The organism is Salipiger sp. IMCC34102 (genome assembly GCF_004145405.1).
Taxonomy (GTDB): Bacteria; Pseudomonadota; Alphaproteobacteria; order Rhodobacterales; family Rhodobacteraceae; genus Loktanella.
The window spans coordinates 226,973-245,861 of record NZ_SELQ01000003.1 but is presented as its reverse complement, the minus strand read 5'-3'; the positions used below and the strand labels follow the sequence as shown (position 1 = coordinate 245,861).

The following is an 18,889-nucleotide window of genomic DNA, read 5'->3' as shown; positions in this document are numbered from 1 at the left end:
GTCACAATGGCCGCTCGAGGGTCAAAGGGCAATGTTTTACCGCCCCCGACTGCCCGGCACGGCCGCCCCGCGGCCCCTTGGCAAAGGGAACAATATATTGCATCCCGGATTGGACCGAACCGACCGCACGACTTCTGGAAAGGCTGACCGCATGCCCGACGGCACGATCGACATCAAAGCGACACCGACGCAGGACATCTCGGTCCGCGAGGTCTTCGGAATCGACACCGACATGACCGTCAAGGGTTTCGCGGAAGGCTCCGAGCGGGTGCCCGAGATCGACCCCACCTATACCTTCGACCCCGACACCACGCTGGCGATCCTCGCGGGCTTCGGTCACAACCGCAGGGTGATGGTCCAAGGCTATCACGGCACCGGCAAATCGACCCACATCGAACAGGTCGCGGCGCGGCTGAACTGGCCCGCGGTGCGCGTGAACCTCGATAGTCACATCAGCCGGATCGACCTGATCGGCAAGGATGCGATCAAGCTGCGCGACGGCGTGCAGGTGACCGAATTCCACGAGGGCATCCTGCCCTGGGCGCTGCGCAATCCCGTGGCCATCGTCTTCGACGAATACGACGCGGGCCGTGCGGACGTGATGTTCGTGATCCAGCGCGTGCTGGAAGCGGACGGGAAGCTCACGTTGATGGACCAGAACAAGATCCTGACGCCGCATCCCTATTTCCGCCTCTTCGCCACCGCGAACACCGTGGGTCTGGGCGACACGACCGGCCTCTATCACGGCACGCAGCAGATCAACCAGGCGCAGATGGACCGCTGGAGCCTCGTGGCCACGCTGAACTACCTGCCGCACGACACGGAGACCGACATCGTCGTCGCCAAGTCGCCGCATTATCAGGACGGGGCGGGCCGCCAGACCGTGAGCCAGATGGTCACGGTCGCCGACCTCACCCGCACCGCTTTCATGAACGGGGATCTTTCCACCGTCATGTCGCCGCGGACGGTGCTGGCCTGGGCCGAGAACGCGCGCATCTTCGGCGACGTGGGCTACGCCTTCCGGCTGTCCTTCCTCAACAAGTGCGACGAGCTCGAACGTCAGACGGTAGCGGAGTTCTACCAGCGCTGCTTCGACGAGGAACTGCCCGAGAGTGCAGCCAGCCAGAGCATTCGGTGAAGCGTCTGCGCGGAAAGCTCGGCGCGGCCCTGATCCTTGGCGCCTGTACGCCGATGGGTGACGGCAACGCCTATGACGTCACGCTGTCGGACAGCGGCGCGCTGGCGCTCGTCCGGCCGCAGTCCGAGGAGGCGACGATCGCAGGTATCGAGCGGGCCGCCCGCGACGCCGCCCCGCGCGGCTGCACGGCGCAGGCGGCCCCGGTCCTCTACGACCTGGTGAGCGGTGACCGCGAAGCGCCCCTGCCCGCCTCGGCCCGGCTGCGGTTCGCGGGCCGCCTGCCCGCCACCCTGACCTGCGGCTGACCCGGAGCCACCCATGCGCAAACCCAGCGACAATCCCGCCGATCCGTTCAAGAAGGCGCTGGCCGAGGCCACCAAGGTGCTGGCCGACGACGCCGAGTTGACCGTCAGCTACTCGGTCGATCCCGCGGGCCAGACCAACGACAGCATCCGCCTGCCGCAGGTCAGCCGCCGCATGACCCGCGACGAGGTGCTTCTGGCGCGCGGCACGGCGGACGCCTACGCGCTGCGCCACAAGTACCACGATGCCGCCACCAACAACCGCTACGCGCCGCAAGGCCAGATGGCGCGCGACATCTACGACGCGATGGAAACCGCCCGGGTCGAGGCCGTGGGCGCCCGCACCATGCCGGGAACCGCGGGCAACATCGACGCCCGCATCGCGACGGAGGCGCAGCGTCGGGGCTACGACAGCGTGCGTTCGACGGAGGAAGCACCGCTCGCGGTCGCCGCGGGATACCTCGTGCGCCACCTCGCCACGGGCCGTGATCTGCCCCCCGCCGCCGCCAACGTCATGGACCTGTGGCGCGGCTTCATCGAGAACCAGGCCGGCGGTACGCTCGATAACTTGGGCGACACGCTGTCCGACCAGCGGGCCTTCGCCAAGTTCGCGCGGCAGGTGATCTCGGACCTGGGCTACGGTGACCAGCTGGGCGACGACCCCGATGCGCCGGACGAGGACCAGGAGGACGAGGCCGAGGAAGGCGCCGACGAGGAGCAGGATCCCGATTCCACCGGCGAGGACGACAGCGACGGCGACGAGGCGGACGCCAGTCCCGAGCAATCCCAGGAGCAGCAGCAGGACAGCTCCCAGGCCGAGGTCAGCATGGATGACCAGGCCGACGACGACCTGGGCGAAGAGACCGAGATGCCCGAGGGCGAGGCCCCGATGGAGCCGCCGCAGCCTGGTCCGGTCTCTGATGCGGATCCCGATTACCGCGTTTTCACCACCGCATACGACGAGGAGATCGGCGCCGCGGACTTGGCCGAACCGGCAGAACTGGAACGCCTGCGCGCCTACCTCGACCAGCAGCTCGATCCGCTGAAGGGGGCCGTGGCGCGACTGGCCAACAAGCTGCAACGGCGCCTCCAGGCCAAGCAGAGCCGCACGTGGGAATTCGACCTCGAGGAAGGGATCCTCGACGCCGGACGGCTTGCCCGCATCGTGGCCAGTCCCACGACGCCGTTGTCGTTCAAGGTCGAGAAGGACATGGAGTTTCGCGACACGGTCGTCACGCTTTTGCTCGACAACTCCGGCTCGATGCGCGGGCGCCCGATCTCGATCGCGGCGATCTGCGCCGACGTCATGGCCCGGACGCTGGAGCGCTGCAACGTCAAGGTCGAGATCCTGGGCTTTACCACCAAGGCGTGGAAAGGCGGCCAGTCGCGCGAGGCCTGGTTGAAGGAAGGGCGCGAACCGGCCCCCGGACGGCTCAACGACCTGCGTCACATCGTCTACAAGTCCGCCGATGCGCCCTGGCGGCGGACCCGGCCGAACCTCGGGCTGATGATGAAGGAAGGCCTGCTGAAGGAAAACATCGACGGCGAGGCGCTGGAATGGGCGCACCGGCGACTTGCCGGGCGGCCCGAGCAGCGCAAGGTGCTGATGGTCATCTCGGACGGGGCGCCGGTCGACGACAGCACCCTGTCGGTGAACCCGGCGAATTACCTCGAAAAGCACCTGCGCGACGTGATCGCCATGATCGAGAAGCGCAAGGCCGTCGAACTGGCCGCCATCGGCATCGGCCACGACGTGACCCGCTACTACGACCGCGCCGTGACGATCACCGACGTCGAACAACTGGCCGGGGCGATGACCGAACAGCTTGCCAGCCTCTTCGACAGCGATCCGCGCAAGCGCGCGCGCGTGTTGGGAATGCGCCGCGTCGGGTGACGGCCTCGTGCCGAGGCCGTGCCTCCGGCGGGGATATTTATGGAACAGAGAACGGGGGCCGCTGCGCCATGTTTCAGACCTTCACGCAAAGCAGTGAACCGGACCAGGGGCCCGCGCGGTTGGCCGCCCTTCGTGCGCGGCTGGCGGAGCAGCACCTCGACGGTGTGCTGGTCCCGAGGACCGATCGCTGGCAAGGCGAATACGTGGCCCCCTGCGACGAGCGGCTTGCCTGGCTGACGGGCTTCACCGGCTCGGCGGGCTTCGCGGTCATTCTGCACGACGTCGCGGGCATCTTCGTCGACGGGCGCTACCGGCTGCAGGTCCGCGACCAGACCGCGCGCGATTTCACACCGGTGAACTGGCCCGAGACGAAGCTGTCCGACTGGCTGATCGAGCAGCTTCCCGAAGGTGGCGCGATCGCATACGATCCCTGGCTGCACACCGCCGCCGAGATCGAGGATCTGACCGAGAAGCTATCGGGCAAGTCCATCGACCTCTGCCCGCTGCCCAACCAGATCGATCCGCTCTGGACCGATCGCCCCGCACGACCCGACGCCCCCTATTTCGCCCACCCCGTCGAGTTCACGGGCGAGACCCATGCCGCGAAGCGCGCGCGTCTGACGGCGGACACGCCCAAGGGCAGCTGGATCCTGACCTTGCCCGACAGCATCGCCTGGCTGCTGAACATCCGGGGCGCGGATATTCCGCGCAACCCGGTGCCGCAATGCACGGCGATCCTCCATGCCGACGGCACGGTCGATCTCTTCGCTCCGGCGGCCAAGGTGGCAGGGCTGTCGGGTCACCTGGGCGATCAGGTCACCGTGCAGGACCCCGACGCCTTCGAGGATGCGCTTGCCACGCTCGATGGTCCCGTGCGGATCGATCCGCGATCCTGCCCCGACGCCATCGCCCGCCACCTGGCCGAGGGCGAAGCGGAGGTGATCGAGGCCGACGATCCCTGCATCCTGCCCAAGGCGCGCAAGACCGAGGTCGAGATCGCCGGCGCGCAGGCCGCCCACCTGCGCGACGGGGCCGCGATGGTGCGTTTCCTGGCCTGGCTGGACGCCGAGGCGCCGTCTGGTCAATTGACGGAGATCCGCGTGGTTGAGGCGCTCGAGGAATTCCGCCGCGACACCGGGCTCTTGCGCGACATCAGCTTCGAGACGATCTGCGGCGCGGGCGCGCACGGAGCCATCGTGCATTACCGGGTGACGGAAGCCACCGACCGCCCGGTGACCCCCGGCGAGCTTCTGTTGATCGACAGCGGCGGACAGTACCTCGACGGGACCACCGACATCACCCGCACGGTGATCGTGGGCGCGCCAAAGGACGTGCACCGCGACCGCTACACCCGCGTGCTGCGCGGCATGATCGCCGTCAGCCGGGCGCGGTTCGCCCGCGGTGTGGGGGGCCAACACCTCGACGCGCTGGCGCGGATGCCGCTGTGGGAAGCGGGGCTCGATTTCGATCACGGGACCGGGCATGGCGTGGGCTCCTACCTCAGCGTGCACGAAGGGCCGCAAGGCATCTCCCGCCGCTCGAAGGTGGCGCTGGAACCGGGGATGATCCTGTCGAACGAACCGGGCTACTACCGCGAGGGCGCCTACGGGATCCGGATCGAGAACCTGATCGTCACCCGGGAGGCGCCGGCGGTGCCGGGCGGCGACGATCGTCCGCAATTGTGTTTCGAGACGCTCACCCATGTCCCGCTGGATCGCCGTCTGATCGACAGGTCCCAACTGACAGGGGCGGAATTGCGCTGGATAGACGCCTATCATGCCGATACACTCAAGCTGATTGGGCCACAGGTGGACGGGATGGCGCGGGACTGGCTGGTCCGGGCCTGCGCGCCGTTGTGACATTTGCCGCCCGCAGACCTGAAGGACGACTTGATGAGCACCGACCGTATCACGATTGAACAGGCCAGCGGCCATTGGGTCGTCCGCGCCGGCGGGGCCGTGCTGGGGGAAAGCTCCGACGTGCTCATGCTGAGGGAGACGGGTTACGATCCGGTGGCCTACTTCCCGCGGGAGGACATCGCGATCACCTTCCTCGACCGCACCGACCGGACGACCACCTGCCCCTACAAGGGCGAGGCGAGCTATTTCTCGATCGTGACCAAGAGCACCACGTTGGAGAACGTGGTGTGGTGTTACGAAGACCCGAAATCGGACGTGGCCCGGATCGCGGGGCGCCTCGCCTTCGACACCGAGCACGTGACCGTCGAAGAGGTCTGATCCGACCTCAGGAATGCTCTTCCGCGGACCGCGCCGAAAGGGCGCGGTTGAAGGCGCGCAGCGCATCCACGTGGAACAGCGCGCCCTGCAGGACGGGCGGTTCGCCTTTCTTGACGGTGACCACGGGGATGAAGCGATCCCCGGTCCGTTCGAAGATCGGCATCGCGAGGTCCAGCGTGGCGCTGGCCGAGACGTAGGTGCCCGCCGCGATCAACTCCTGGCAGGCGCTTTCGGCGGCGGCACGCGGATCGGACAGCGGCCGCATGACGTTGCCCACCACGAAGGTCCCCAGCAGGTAGACCTGCGGCCCGGCCGCGAGATGCACGCCGCGCCGTTCGAGCTGGTGCAGGAAGAAGGAATGCTCCACCAGTCGCGAGGCCAGTGCCGTCGACATCGACACCGCCACCATGACCGCAAGCCCGGTCTGCCAGTCCCCCGTCAACTCGAACACGATCAGCGTGGTCGAAATCGGCGCCCCCAGGACGGCGGCCGCCACGGCGCCCATCCCCGCCAGCGCGTAGAGCGTGCCGTCGCCCGACAGGTCCGGCATCAACCCGGTCGCCACGAGGCCGAAGGCCAGCCCCGTCAGCGCCCCGATCATCAGGGATGGCGAAAACACCCCGCCGCCCATGCGCCCGCCCATGGTGATCGCCACGGCGGCCACCTTCAGGATGACGAAGATGACCGCCTCGTGCAGCAGAAGACCTCCGGCCAGTGCGGTGATCGTCGTCTCGTAGCCCACGCCGATGATGTGGGGATACCAGATCGCCATGAGGCCCAGCATCGCCCCTGCCAGCGTGGGCCGCAGGAAGGCGGGAATACGCAACCGGTATTGCAGCTGACTGCCGAGGTTGTCGGTCCAGAAAATCGCCCGCATCAGGACAACGGCGACCAGACCGCAAAGCAGACCGAGGATCAGAAAGGCCGGAAGCTCGACATAGAAAGCAAGCACGTTGTCGCGGTCGATGATGAACTGCGTGACGTCCCCCAGCGCCAGCCGGCTGACGACCGTGCCCGCGACGCTGGCGATGACGATGGGGGCGAAGGCATGGACCGCGAAGTGGCGCAGCACGACCTCCAGCGCGAAGAGCGCGCCTGCGATGGGCGCGTTGAAACTGGCCGAGACGGCCGCGGCGACCGCGCAGCCCAGAAGATCACGCCCGGTGACGCCATCCGCCCGGATCCGGGTGCAGATCCAGGTCGAGATCACGGCCGCGAGGTGCACCACAGGCCCCTCGCGCCCGGAGGAGCCGCCCATGCCCAGCGTCAGCAGGCTCGCCGCCCCGGAGGCGAGCCCTTCGCGAAAGGACACGCGGCCTTCGCGCAAGGCCGCTCCTTCGATCACGTCCGCGACCGAGCGGACGCGGCTGTCCTCGATGAAGCGATCGAGGATCAGGCCGACGATCAGCCCGCCCAGGATCGGCACGATCAGGATCTGCGACCAGTGCAGGCCGGTGACGAAACTGTGGAGGTGCGTGGGGTCCTCCGTCCCGTAGGCCACGCGCTGGACGAGGTCGATGGCGATACGGAACAGGACCGCGGCGCCCCCCGCGGCGATGCCCAGGACCAGCGCGATGAACCAGAACTGAACCTGTCCCGGCCCGCGCAGCTTCATCGCAAGCCAGGCCCTCCGCAGATCGCCCGCCAGTTTCGCGTGGCCCGTCAGGCTCCTCCGCTCGCCGTGCATCGCGGCACCCCTTTTTTGCGTATCCATCTCCGTTTAGGGTATTCGGAGCTTGCGCAAAAGCAGTGCAACCGCCCTTTTTGGAGCCCGCGATGACGATTTCCTCGGCCCTTGATGCCCTTGCCCCCTTGTTGGGCGACCGGTTGTCCTTGCGCGCCGCCGACCGGGACGCGCACGGCCAGTCCGAAAGTCACTTCGCACCGACCCCGCCCGATGCCGTCGCCTGGCCGCGCGACACCGAGGAGGTCAGCGCCATCGTCCGGATCTGTGCCGATCACGGCTGCCCGGTCATTCCCTTCGGCGCGGGCACGTCGCTCGAGGGGCACACCTTGGCCCCGCACGGCGGGCTGACGCTGAACTTAACGAAGATGAACCGGATCCTCTGCGTCCATGCCGAGGATCGGGACGCCGTCGTGCAGCCCGGCGTCACGCGGGAGGATCTGAACACCCACCTTCGGGACACGGGCCTGTTCTTTCCCGTCGATCCCGGTGCCAACGCAAGCCTGGGCGGCATGGCCGCGACCCGGGCGTCGGGGACGACGACCGTGCGGTACGGGACCATGCACGACAACGTGGCCGCCCTCGAAGTCGTGCTGGCGGATGGCCGCATCATCCGCACCGGCAATCGCGCGGCGAAATCGAGCGCGGGCTACGATCTGACCGGCCTCTTCGTGGGGGCCGAGGGAACCTTGGGGATCATCACGGAACTGACGCTGAGGCTGCACGGACAGCCGCAGGCGATCTCTTCCGCGGTCTGCGCCTTCAGGGACGTGCCCGCGGCGGTCGAGGCCGCGACGCAAGTGACGCTGATGGGGCTCGCCGTGGCCCGGATGGAATTCCTGGACCGGACCTGCGTCGCGGTGGTCGCCGCGGCCAGCAAGACGGATTTCGCGGACCGGCCGCATCTTTTCGTCGAGTTCCACGGCAGCGAGACTTCGGTCGCAGAGGACGCCGCCACCTTCGCGGAGATCGCGCGCGACTGCGGCGGCGACGATCCGCAAGTCGCGACCCGGCCCGAGGAGCGCACCAAGCTGTGGGAGATGCGTCACCGCGCATTCTGGTCGATCCTCGCCCACCATCCCGGCAAGCGGGCGATCGTGACGGACGTCTGCGTGCCCGTCAGCGCTCTGGCGCAGGCCATCGCCGAAACGCAGGCCGATATCGCCGCAAGCCGGGTCCCCGGGCCGATCCTGGGGCACGTGGGCGATGGCAATTTCCACGCGGCCCTTCTGATCGACGACGACAGCGCCGAGGATCGGGCCGCCGCGATGGCGCTGTCGGCGCAGATGGCCGAGCGCGCGCTGCGCCTTGGCGGAACCGTGACCGGCGAGCACGGCATCGGCATGGGCAAGCTTGCCTACATGGACCGCGAGCATGGAGAGGGCTGGGACGTGATGGCCCAGATCAAGCGGGCGCTGGACCCAGACGGCTTGATGAACCCGGGCAAGATGCTGCGACAACCCGGCGGCTGAAACGCGCGCAAGGCGATCGCCGCGGCGGTCGGGCTATCCTGCGGCGCGCGATCGGCCAGGTCGGAGGGGGCTCTGCCCCCGCCCCTGCGGGGCTCCCCCGGAGTTTATCTGGCCAGATGAAGGGGCTGACGCGTTCCGAAGCTGGGAATGCTCTGCCGGTCGCGGCGACGCGAGGTCGATACGATGCGCACCGGCACGACGATCAGGGCGCCATCAGCGCGCGGGCGGCGGCGCGGGCGGCGTCGGTGATCGTGTCGCCGGACAACATGCGCGCGATCTCGGTAATGCGGTCGTCTGCGTCGAGGGGGACGACGGTGGAGGTCGTCTCCTCCGCGCCTTGCCGCTTTTCCACGCGCCAGTGGTGTCCGCCCAAGGCCGCGACCTGTGGCGAGTGGGTGACGACCAGCACCTGACCTTCGCCCGCGAGCGCGGCCAGACGACGGCCGACCGCGTCGGCGGTGGCCCCACCGACACCGCGGTCGATCTCGTCGAAGATCATCGTCACACCGCCCTGGCCCGCCTGGCTGAGGCAGACCTTCAGGGCCAATAGGAAGCGCGACAGTTCCCCGCCCGATGCGATCTTGTTGAGCGGTCCGGGCGGCGCGCCGGGGTTCGTGGCGACCGTGAAGGCCACCGCGTCGCGCCCTTCGGGACCGGCGGGCGCTGCGGCGATCTCGGTGCGGAAGACCGCGCGCTCCATCTTCAGGGGCGCCAGTTCGGCGGCCATGGCGGCGTCCAACCCGCCGGCCGCGGAGGCCCGCGCCGCGTGCAACGCCTCCGCCGCTGCATCGTAGCTTACCTGCGCCGCGCGTCCGGCCTTCTGCAGATCGCCCAGATCGCGCTCGCTTCCGTCCAGCAGGGCCAGCCGGTCCCGCAGGTCCGCGGCGAAACCGCCCAGATCGTCGGCCAGAACGCCATGCTTGCGCGCCAGGCCGCGGATTGCGAACAGACGCTCCTCCGTCGCTTCCAGCTCGGCGGGGTCGAAGGTCAGCGCGTCGAGCGCATCCTGCACGCCGCGTTGCGCCGCGTCGAGTTCCAGCATCGCGCGTTCGATCGCGGCGAGCGGATCGTCGAGCCGGCCTTCGGCCTTGTCGGCGGCGCCGATCAGCCAGCGGTTGGCATCCGACATCAGGCCCTCGGCTCCTTGCAGGCCGAGCGCCTCGCCCGCGCGCGCCACGTCGGTCTTGATCCGTTCGGCGGCCTGCATGGTACGGCGCGCGACGTCGAGCGTCGCCTCCTCTCCCGGCTGCGGGTCGAGCGCGTCGAGTTCGCCCACGGCGTGACGCAGGTACTCCTCTTCGGCGCGGATCTCTGTGATGCGCGCCTCGGCGGCCTCGCGCTCCTTCGCGGCCCGCGCAAGTGCGGACCAGGCGGCGCGGGTGGCATCGAGTTCGGCGTCGAGGCCCGCGTAGGTGTCCAGCATCACCCGGTGGCCGCGCGGGTTCAGCAGGCCGCGGTCATCGTGCTGGCCGTGAAGTTCGACCAGCGTGTCGGAGAGTGCGCGCAGGACTTCCCCGCTGGCGCGGCGGTCGTTGACCCAGGCGGTCTTGCGCCCGTCCCGGGTGTTCACGCGGCGCAGGATTAGCTCCGGCCCGTCGGGAAGTCCGGCCTCCTGCAGGACCGCGTGGGCGGCATGTTCGGCGGGCAGATCGAAGCTTGCCGTCACCTCCCCCTGGTCGGCGCCCTGCCGCACCAACTCGGCCCGGCCACGCCAGCCAAGCACGAAGCCCAGGGAGTCGAGCAGGATCGACTTGCCCGCCCCCGTCTCGCCGGTGAGCACGTTCAGACCGGGCTGAAAGCCAAGCTCCAGCCGGTCGATGATGAGCATGTCACGGATGTCGAGCGTGCGGAGCATGTCAGGGGTGTGTCGCGGTCAGAGCCATTCGCCCTTGAGCACCTGCCGGTAGATCGAGGCCAGCCAGCTGTCGCCTTGCGCGCGCGCCTCGAGCCCTTGGCCGGTCAGCAGGGCATAGCTGTCCTGGTACCATTCGGTCGCGGGATAGTTTGCACCCAGGATGGCCCCGGCGGTCTGCGCCTCGTTCGTGAGGCCCAGCGAAAGGTAGCTTTCCACAAGACGGTGCAGCGCCTCGGGCGTATGGGTGGTCGTCTGGAAGTCTTCGACGACGACCCGGAACCGGTTCACGGCGGACGCATAATTGCGCCGCTTGAGGTAGTAGCGTCCGACCTCCATCTCCTTCGAGGCGAGGTGATCGAAGGCCAGGTCGAACTTCAGGACCGCAGGGCTGGCGTATTCGCTGTCGGGATACTGTTCGATCACCGTGCGCAGCGCCTGGGCGGCCTGGAAGGTCAAGCCCTGGTCGCGGCCAACCTCGTCGATCTGGTCGTAGTAGGACAGGGCCAACAGGTATTGCGCGTAAGCCGCATCCGGTTGCGCCGGATAGAAATCGAGGAACCGCTGCGCGGAGGCGCGACTGTTGGGGTAGTCGCTGTCCATGTGGTAGGCATAGGCCTGCATGATCAGCGCGCGTTCGGCCCACTCGGAATAGGGGTAGAGCCGCTCGATCTCTCCGAAGAAGAAGGCGGCGTCCTCGGGGTTGCCCGCGGCCAGCCGCTGTTCGCCCTGCTGGAAGATCTGCATCGCGGTCTGGCCGTCGACGGAACCGGGCAGTGCCGCGGTGCGATCCCCGCAGCCTGCAAGCAGCCCCAGCACCAGCACAGCGGCCCCAAGGGTGAACCGGTTCGATGAAAGCTGCATCGCACGCCCCCGCGTCAAAGTCTTGCCGGACCCGTCGGGCGGGTCCCATTGGTCGAGGGTTTAACAGAAAAGACCGGGGTGCAAAACGCCTTATCGCGCCACTCGGCCAAGATGTGACGGCCCGCTCAGGCGACGGCGAAAAGGTCGTGCCGGGTCACGCCATGCCCCGGCAGACGGGCGGCGATCTGATCGGAGCAGGTGACCATGCGCCAGGCCTCTGGCCGGTCGAAGAGCGCGCGCAGCAAGGCGTTCGTCAGGTTGTGACCGGCCTTGTGGCCCGTGTAGCGGCCCAGGATCGGCGCCCCGGCGGTGTAGAGATCCCCCAGCGCATCCAGCATCTTGTGGCGCACCGCCTCGTCGGCGTGGCGCAGGCCGCCGGGGGTCAGCACCCGGTCCTTGTCCACGACGACGGCATTCTCGATCGTGCCGCCGAGTGCGAGGCCTTGCGCGCGCATCGCCTCCACGTCGGCGTTGCGGCAGAAGGTCCGGCTGTCGCACAACTCGTGCACGAAGCTGCCGTTGGCCATGTTCAGCGTCTTGCTTTGCCGGCCGATGGCGGCATCCGCGAAGTCGATGTCGAAGTCGATCTGCAGCGACGTGGCCGGGCGCAGACTGGCCCAGGCGTCGCCTTGGGTCACGCGCACCTCGTCGAGGATCTTGATCGCCTGCATCGCGGGCAGCATCCGGCGCAGGCCCGCCCCCACGATCCCGCGCACGAAATCGACCGAGGAGCCGTCCATGATCGGAACTTCCGGTCCGTCGATCTCCACCAGCGCGTTGTGCACGCCGCAGCCTGCAAGTGCCGCCATGAGATGCTCGATCGTAGAGACAGTGGTATTCCCGACCCGCAGCCGGGTATTCAGCGGAGAGATTTCCACGTGATCCCACAGCGCGGGCAGATCGATCCCCTGCCCCGCCTGGTCGACGCGGCGGAAGACGATGCCGTGGTCCGCCGGAGCGGGACGCAAGGTCAGCCGCGCGGCGCGGCCCGAGTGCAGGCCGATACCATCGAAGGTCACGTCGCTCTTGAGGGTCGTCTGCATGGGTCTGCCTAGCGTCGTTCGGGGGCGTTCATAAAATCGTAACGTGCAGATAGGTCAGTCAGCCCCACTGCCGCAATTCACACATTGCAACCGTCTGAAACAAAGCAAGCCGGACCCTCCAACCTCCTAAAACAAAACAAAAAAAGCCACCCCGAAGGGTGGCTCTTTTTCGCTTGAGAGAGCCCGCTTAGTTTGCCTGACGCCGCAGGAAGGCGGGGATCTCGATCCGTTCCTGGTCGGGATCGACGTCGTCCTCGACCCGGGGCCGCGCGGAGGCCTGGTCGCGCTGCGCGCTGACCTGCGGCTGCTGGCGGGGTGCCGCAGGTGCGGGCTTCTGTTCGCCGGTCATCCGCCCGATGAGGGAGTTGATCCCGAACCGGCCCTTCTCGGCCTCGGGCTCGGGGGCACGGCGTGCCTCGGTCGCACCCTTGGGCTGGCGCTGCACGGCCGCCTGAAGACGCGCGAGCGCTTCCGGGGTCGGCTCGCCCGGGCGGGCGGCACGGGGGGCCGTGAAGCTTTCCGAGGCGCGGGGCTCGGGCTCCTGGCGGGGCTGATAGGCGGGCGGCGGCAGATCGTCATCCTCGTCGCGCGCGGCGGGTGCCTGGTGACGGTCATCCATGTCGTCCAGCAGCGACCGTTCGCGCGGGGCCTCGGGCTCCGGCGCGCGTGCTGCGGGCGCCTCGCGGCGAGGCTCTTCGCGATGCGGCTGGGGGGCCGGTTCAGGCGCGCGGGCCGCGGGAACTTCGCGGCGGCGCGGCTCCTCGCGGCGCACCTCTTCCTGGCGCGGCTCCTCGCGGCGCGGTTCGCGGATCGGCTCCGCCACGGACCGACGCGGCTGAGGCGCGGCTTCTTCCCGGGCGGCGGCGTCGATGCCGGTCGCCACGACGGAGACGCGCATCCGGCCTTCCATCTCGGTATCCAGGGTGGAGCCTACAATGATGTTGGCATCCTCGTGAACCTTGTCACGGATCTCGTTTGCGGCCTCGTCCAGTTCGAACAGGGTCAGGTCGTAGCCGCCGGTGATGTTGATCAGCACGCCCTTGGCACCGTGCAGGCTGATCTCGTCCAGGAGCGGGTTGGCAATGGCCTTCTGCGCGGCCTGCTTGGCACGATCCTCGCCCTCGGCCTCGCCGGTGCCCATCATCGCCTTGCCCATCTCGTCCATCACGGAGCGCACGTCGGCGAAGTCGAGGTTGATGAGGCCCGGACGCACCATCAGGTCGGTCACGCCCTTCACGCCCTGGTAGAGCACGTCGTCGGCCAGCGCGAAGGCTTCGGTAAAGGTCGTGTTCTCTGTCGCGAGGCGGAAGAGGTTCTGGTTGGGAATGATGATGAGCGTGTCGACGACCTTCTGGAGGGCCTCCACGCCTTCCTCGGCCTGGCGCATGCGGCGCCCGCCTTCGAACTGGAAGGGCTTGGTCACGACGCCGACGGTCAGCACGCCCAGCTCGCGCGCGGCCTGCGCGATGATCGGAGCGGCCCCGGTGCCGGTGCCGCCGCCCATGCCGGCGGTGATGAAGCACATGTGCGCGCCGGCCAGCTGGTCGACGATCTGTTCGATGCTTTCCTCGGCGGCGGCCGCACCCACGGTCGCGCGCGCGCCCGCGCCCAGACCTTCGGTCACCTTCAGGCCCATCTGGATGCGCTGGTCGGACTTCGATTGCTGCAGCGCCTGCGCATCGGTGTTGGCCACGACGAACTCGACGCCGTCGAGCTCCTTCTCGATCATGTTGTTGACGGCGTTGCCGCCGGCCCCGCCGACACCGAACACGGTAATGCGGGGTTTAAGCTCTTCATGCCCGGGAAGAGAGAGATTGAGTGTCATGACCAGTCCGCCTGTTGATGTGTTTGGCACCCGTCCCACCGGGCAGAATCCGCTTATTGGGGTGACGTTAACGATTCAACCCCAGTCCGTCACCTCAAAAGCACGGTTTGCCTACAAAATGTGGCGCGATTCCGCGCAAATTTTCACGATCTGGCGTGATGCGCCAAATCTGGGGTATCACCAATTGTCCTTGAACCACTTGACGGCGCGCTTGAGCGACCGGGCGGGGTAGGTTTCCGCGGGAACATCGAAATCCCACCATTCGTCCTGCGGATTCGCGGCGAAGAGCGCAAGCCCCACCGAAGAGGAAAACGCGGGCCCCGTCGCCGCTTGCGGCAGGCCCTGAACGCGCATGGGCCGTCCCAGCCGGACCTGGCTGCCGAGGATCTTGGCCGCGAGCCCGTCGAGACCGGGGATCTGGCTGCTGCCGCCGGTCAGCACGATCTGCTGGCCCGGCAGATGCTCGAACCCGGCGGCATCGAGGCGGGCCCGCGTCTCTTCCAGGATCTCCTCGATCCGCGGGCGCATGATGCCGATCAGCTCGGCGCGGCTGACGGTGCGGCGGTCGCGCTCCCAGTCGCCGGTGTTTCCGCCGACCTCGATCATCTCGCGGTCGTCCATGCCGGTGGCCACGACGCCGCCGTAGAAGGTCTTGACCCGTTCGGCCACGGCCAGCGGCACCTGCAGGCCCATCGAGATGTCGCCGGTGACGTGATCGCCGCCCATGCGCACCGAATCCGCGAAGATCATGTGCTTCTTCATGAAGACGGAAATGCCGGTCGAGCCGCCGCCCAGGTCGATGCAGGCCCCGCCCAGTTCGAGCTCGTCCTCCACCATGCTGGAGATGCCCGAGGCATAGGCGGAAGAGGCGATTCCCGCCAGTTCGAGGTCGCAGCGCTTGATGCAGAAGAAGAGGTTGCGGATCGCGGTGGCGTCGACGCTGAGCAGGTGCAGGTCGGTGGCGAGCGTGTTGCCCGCTTGCCCGCGCGGATCGGCCAGGCCGCTGCGGTGATCGAGGGCGAAGTTCACCGGCTGGGCGTGCAGGACCTCGCGGTCGGGGCCCAGGTCCGGCATCTCGCAGGAGGCCAGGACGCGGCCGATGTCGTTCTCGGTGACCAGTCCCTCCTCGATCTCGACCGACCCGTCCAATCCGTAGGACCGCGGCCGCGCGCCCGAGAAGCAGGCGATGACGTGATCGACACGGACCTCGGCCATCTTCTGGGCCGCCTGCACCGCGGTGCGGATCGCGCATTCGGTTTCCTGCATCGCGTCGATCTCGCCGAAGCGGACACCGCGGGACCGGGTCGTGGCGGCCCCGATGACCCGGAAGCGCGACTGGCCCGCCATCGCGCCGATCCCGTCGTTGGCTGCCAGGATGTCGGGCCCGTCGAAGCGCAGCACCAGGCAGGCGATCTTGGAGGTGCCGATGTCGAGAAGCGCGATCACGCCGCGCTGCATCGCGGCCTGGCGCACGTTCCGCATCGCGCGCTGCGTATCGTAGAGATCTTTCATCACTGCATTGCCTCTATTGGTCTTAGGTCACGCGCGGCGTTCCGGCTGGCGGTCACCGCGTCCTTGCTTACCCGGACGGTCGGGCGGGTCTTCATGCGCATGTCCACGATCGAGACGTCGCGGTCCAGCAGGGCGGTCGCCGTGTGCATCGCGATCACCCGGTCGAGGGCCGCGGCAGGATCGACCGAAGGCAGGGCGATGCGCACGCCGCGGTCCAGCACCATGTCCCAGCGCCGGTCACCGCGGCGCACCAGTCCACGCACCCGGTCCGAAATCGGGCCCGCCCGGCGGAACAGCGTCAGCGCCTCGTCGATGTAGCTCTCCGCCCCCTGCCCCGCGATCAGCGGCAGGTCGCGACGCTCGGCCCGGGTCTCGACCCGGCCCGAGAAGACACCCTGTCCGTCGATCAGCCGCAGGCCTTCGACCGTGCGCCACAGCGCCACCGGATCGCGTGGGACCACGTCGATGCGCACAGTGCCGGCCTCGCCGATCCAGACCCGAGCCCCGGCGATGGCCTCGAGGTCCGAGATCTCGCGCCGCAGCGCCTCGAGGTCGATGTCGAAGGAAGAGACCGGGAAATCGATCTGCGCGATCTTGGTGATGCGGTCGGCCAGCGGTTCGTCCGCCCCGCTGACCGACAGGCTGCGCATGATGAACTCGGGGCGGTTGCGGAAGGCCTCGGTCGCGGAGGCGAAGGTTTCGGCCACCAGCGCGCGATTGCCGTCCTGCGCGGCCCAGATGCCGCCCACGGCCAGCACGAGCGCCAGCGGAACGCCCACCCGCAGGCCGGTGCGCACGCCCGGCGTCAGCATCCAGCGTTGCCAGCGGTAGCCCCACTTCGACGGCGCGGGGTCGCGGATCGGGCGGGTCATCGATCGCAAGAGGCGTCCTCCACCAGCATCCGGCACAGCTCCGGGAACGGGATGCCGACATGCGCCGCCTGTTCCGGCGCCAACGACGTCGGCGTCATGCCGGGCTGGGTGTTCGTTTCCAGCAGGATCAGGCCGGCCGCGCCCTTGCCCTCGTCCCAGCGGAAATCGGTGCGGCTGATGCCGCGGCAGCCCAGCAGCAGATGCGCGCGCAAGGCGTGATCCATGCAGGCGTCGAAGACCTCGGGCGGCAGGTCAGCGGGCAGTACATGGCGCGAGCCGCCTTCGACGTATTTCGCGTCGTAGTCGTACCAGCCGTCGGTCAGGATATCGGTCACGGTCAGCGCCCGGTTGCCCAGCACCGTCACGGTCAGCTCGCGGCCGGGCGCGTAGGCTTCGACCAGCACTTCCTCGGGCATGCTGTCGGCCAGCTGCGGCGGCGCGGTCGCCCCATCGTGCACCAGATAGATCCCGACGCTCGACCCTTCGTCGTTGGGCTTGACGACGTAAGGCGGCGTCATCACGTGGCCCGCCCGCACGTCGGAGGCCTTGGCCAGCAGGCTCGGCACCACCGGCAGGCCCGCATCCTGGTAGACCGCCTTGGTGCGCTGCTTGTCCAGCGTAAGCGCCGAGGCCAGCACGCCCGAGTGGGTGTAGGGGATCCGCATCCACTCCAGCAGACCTTGGACGCAACCGTCCTCGCCCCAGCGGCCATGCAGCGCGTTGAAGACGACGTCGGGGGACAGTTCGGCAAGCCGCGCGGCCAGATCGCGGCCCGCGTCCAGCTCGATGGTCTCGAATCCTGCCTCTCGCAGCGCCGCCGCACATTCGCGCCCCGACGACAAAGAGACTTCACGCTCTGCCGATGGGCCGCCCATGAGGACGACGACCTTGGAGGGTGTCACTGCCGACATGCCCTGTACCGCCTTGCTCGCGGGCCTTTTGGCGACCCGTCAATTCTTGGTTGGCCCCTTGGGCCACCCCGGTTTCCGGGGTCATCGCGTGGTGTCGAACGGAGTCCGCATGCCCACCCGCATGATTTCCCACTCTAGAGTCAGGCCGGAATCGGCGTAAACCTCTTTTCTGACTTTTTCGCCCAAATCTTCGAGATCCGCGGCAGTTGCGCCACCGGCGTTGGTCAGGAAGTTGGCATGCATCTCGTTCATCACCGCCCCGCCAAGGGTCGCGCCGCGCAGGCCCGCGTCCTCGATCACCTTCCAGGCCTTCAGATCGTGGCTGTCGTCGGCCCGCCCGGTGGAGGAATGCCCGACCGGGTTGCGGAAGGTGCTCCCCGCCGTGCGGTCCTTCGTGGGCTGGCTCGCATCGCGCTTGGCGAGTTGCTCTTCCATACGCCGGGACAGCGCGTCCGGGTCGCCGCGAGGTGCATCGAACGTGGCCGAGACGATTACGGCACCATCGGGCAGGTTGCTGGAGCGGTAGGCGAAGGCAAGCTCCGCCGGGGTCAGCGTCACGCGGCTGCCGTCGCGCAGGATCGCCTCGGCGCTGTGCAACACGTCTGCCACGTAGGCGCCGTAGCAGCCCGCGTTCATGCGAACGGCTCCGCCGATGCTGCCGGGGATGGTGCGCAGAAAGGTCAGATCGAGCCCCGCTTCCGCCGCCCGGCGCGCCACGTGGGCGTCGAGAGCGGCGGCCCCGGCGGTAACGCGGGTCCCCTCGGTTTGAATCGCATTGAAACCGCGTCCCAGCCGGATCACCACGCCCGGCACGCCGCCGTCGCGCACGATCAGGTTAGACCCCACGCCCATCGGGAAGACCGGCACATCCGCAGGCAGCGCTTTCAGGAAATCCGACAGGTCCTCGGCGTCGGCGGGCTGGAACAACACCTCCGCCGGGCCACCGACGCGAAGCCAGGTCAGGCTGTCGAGCGGCCGGTCCGGGGTCAGTGTGCCGCGCACCTTGGGCAGGTCCGCGATCATTCCGCAGGCTCCCCGTCCCGGCGGCCACGCAGGCGGCGCCAGGCGTGGAAGATGGGCCAGCGCAGGACCGAGGCCCCGCCCGCCATGAAGAGCAATGCCACGATCGGGCCTGCCTCCAGCGTGACCCATCCCAGAAGCGGTATGCCGATCGCGATCATGACGTAGGCGAAGCGCCAGTGCCGGTCGCGCGAAGGAAATATCGCGCGCACATTCGCCGCGACCAGCCAGAGACCCGCGCAGATGACCGACCAGGGCACGGG

At 68.4% G+C, this 18,889-nt stretch carries 16 protein-coding genes; 6 read left to right on the top strand and 10 right to left on the bottom strand.

Going from position 1 to position 18,889, the window contains the following annotated elements:
- The first annotated feature begins 151 nt into the window (after nucleotides 1-151).
- The 5 genes from cobS to EU805_RS08735 all read left to right on the top strand — a co-directional run bounded on the left by cobS (nucleotide 152) and on the right by EU805_RS08735 (nucleotide 5,571).
- The gene (cobS, locus tag EU805_RS08755; protein ID WP_129763590.1) at nucleotides 152-1,138 is read left to right on the top strand and encodes a cobaltochelatase subunit CobS; all 987 of its coding nucleotides are present in this window, start codon (nucleotides 152-154) and stop codon (nucleotides 1,136-1,138) included.
- Complete coding sequence (locus tag EU805_RS08750; protein WP_129763589.1) at nucleotides 1,135-1,443, top strand: hypothetical protein; 309 nt, start codon at nucleotides 1,135-1,137, stop codon at nucleotides 1,441-1,443. The genes cobS and EU805_RS08750 overlap by 4 nt, the downstream gene beginning before the upstream one ends.
- A gap of 13 nt (nucleotides 1,444-1,456) precedes the next feature.
- Nucleotides 1,457-3,334: a cobaltochelatase subunit CobT gene (gene cobT, locus EU805_RS08745; RefSeq protein ID WP_129763588.1), complete on the top strand. Its 1,878-nt coding sequence runs from the start codon at nucleotides 1,457-1,459 to the stop codon at nucleotides 3,332-3,334.
- 68 nt (nucleotides 3,335-3,402) lie between these two features.
- A complete protein-coding gene (locus EU805_RS08740; protein ID WP_129763587.1) occupies nucleotides 3,403-5,193 on the top strand; it encodes an aminopeptidase P family protein in 1,791 nt (596 codons plus the stop codon).
- Between the two features lie 33 nt (nucleotides 5,194-5,226).
- Nucleotides 5,227-5,571: a DUF427 domain-containing protein gene (locus tag EU805_RS08735; RefSeq protein ID WP_129763586.1), complete on the top strand. Its 345-nt coding sequence runs from the start codon at nucleotides 5,227-5,229 to the stop codon at nucleotides 5,569-5,571.
- 7 nt (nucleotides 5,572-5,578) lie between these two features.
- On the opposite strand, the gene EU805_RS08730 is transcribed toward EU805_RS08735, so the two are convergent.
- Nucleotides 5,579-7,258, bottom strand: coding sequence for a chloride channel protein (locus EU805_RS08730; protein ID WP_129763738.1), 1,680 nt, complete (start codon nucleotides 7,256-7,258; stop codon nucleotides 5,579-5,581).
- 89 nt (nucleotides 7,259-7,347) lie between these two features.
- Here EU805_RS08730 and EU805_RS08725 point away from each other — a divergent pair, with 89 nt between their 5' ends.
- Complete coding sequence (locus tag EU805_RS08725; protein ID WP_129763585.1) at nucleotides 7,348-8,727, top strand: FAD-binding oxidoreductase; 1,380 nt, start codon at nucleotides 7,348-7,350, stop codon at nucleotides 8,725-8,727.
- Nucleotides 8,728-8,929: 202 nt separating this feature from the next.
- Here EU805_RS08725 and recN read toward each other — a convergent pair whose 3' ends face one another.
- The 9 genes from recN to EU805_RS08680 all read right to left on the bottom strand — a co-directional run bounded on the left by recN (nucleotide 8,930) and on the right by EU805_RS08680 (nucleotide 18,886).
- The gene (gene recN, locus EU805_RS08720; protein WP_129763584.1) at nucleotides 8,930-10,582 is read right to left on the bottom strand and encodes a DNA repair protein RecN; all 1,653 of its coding nucleotides are present in this window, start codon (nucleotides 10,580-10,582) and stop codon (nucleotides 8,930-8,932) included.
- 18 nt (nucleotides 10,583-10,600) lie between these two features.
- A complete protein-coding gene (locus EU805_RS08715) occupies nucleotides 10,601-11,443 on the bottom strand; it encodes an outer membrane protein assembly factor BamD (RefSeq protein ID WP_129763583.1) in 843 nt (280 codons plus the stop codon).
- A 125-nt stretch (nucleotides 11,444-11,568) separates the two neighbouring features.
- Entirely contained in the window at nucleotides 11,569-12,486 is a 918-nt protein-coding gene (gene lpxC, locus EU805_RS08710; RefSeq protein WP_129763582.1) for a UDP-3-O-acyl-N-acetylglucosamine deacetylase, read from the bottom strand.
- Between the two features lie 187 nt (nucleotides 12,487-12,673).
- Nucleotides 12,674-14,311, bottom strand: a complete 1,638-nt coding sequence (gene ftsZ, locus EU805_RS08705) for a cell division protein FtsZ (protein ID WP_129763581.1) — start codon at nucleotides 14,309-14,311, stop codon at nucleotides 12,674-12,676.
- 177 nt (nucleotides 14,312-14,488) lie between these two features.
- The gene (gene ftsA, locus EU805_RS08700; RefSeq protein WP_129763580.1) at nucleotides 14,489-15,823 is read right to left on the bottom strand and encodes a cell division protein FtsA; all 1,335 of its coding nucleotides are present in this window, start codon (nucleotides 15,821-15,823) and stop codon (nucleotides 14,489-14,491) included.
- Entirely contained in the window at nucleotides 15,823-16,695 is an 873-nt protein-coding gene (locus tag EU805_RS08695) for a cell division protein FtsQ/DivIB (protein ID WP_129763737.1), read from the bottom strand. Before EU805_RS08695 ends, ftsA begins: the two co-directional genes overlap by 1 nt.
- Nucleotides 16,692-17,570 carry a D-alanine--D-alanine ligase gene (locus tag EU805_RS08690; RefSeq protein WP_242494110.1) on the bottom strand — a complete coding sequence of 293 codons (879 nt, stop codon included), beginning with the start codon at nucleotides 17,568-17,570 and terminating at the stop codon, nucleotides 16,692-16,694. Before EU805_RS08690 ends, EU805_RS08695 begins: the two co-directional genes overlap by 4 nt.
- Before the next feature lie 117 nt (nucleotides 17,571-17,687).
- A complete protein-coding gene (gene murB / locus EU805_RS08685) occupies nucleotides 17,688-18,629 on the bottom strand; it encodes a UDP-N-acetylmuramate dehydrogenase (RefSeq protein WP_370318187.1) in 942 nt (313 codons plus the stop codon).
- The gene (locus tag EU805_RS08680; protein ID WP_129763578.1) at nucleotides 18,626-18,886 is read right to left on the bottom strand and encodes a DUF2484 family protein; all 261 of its coding nucleotides are present in this window, start codon (nucleotides 18,884-18,886) and stop codon (nucleotides 18,626-18,628) included. Before EU805_RS08680 ends, murB begins: the two co-directional genes overlap by 4 nt.
- Between the last annotated feature and the right edge of the window lie 3 nt (nucleotides 18,887-18,889).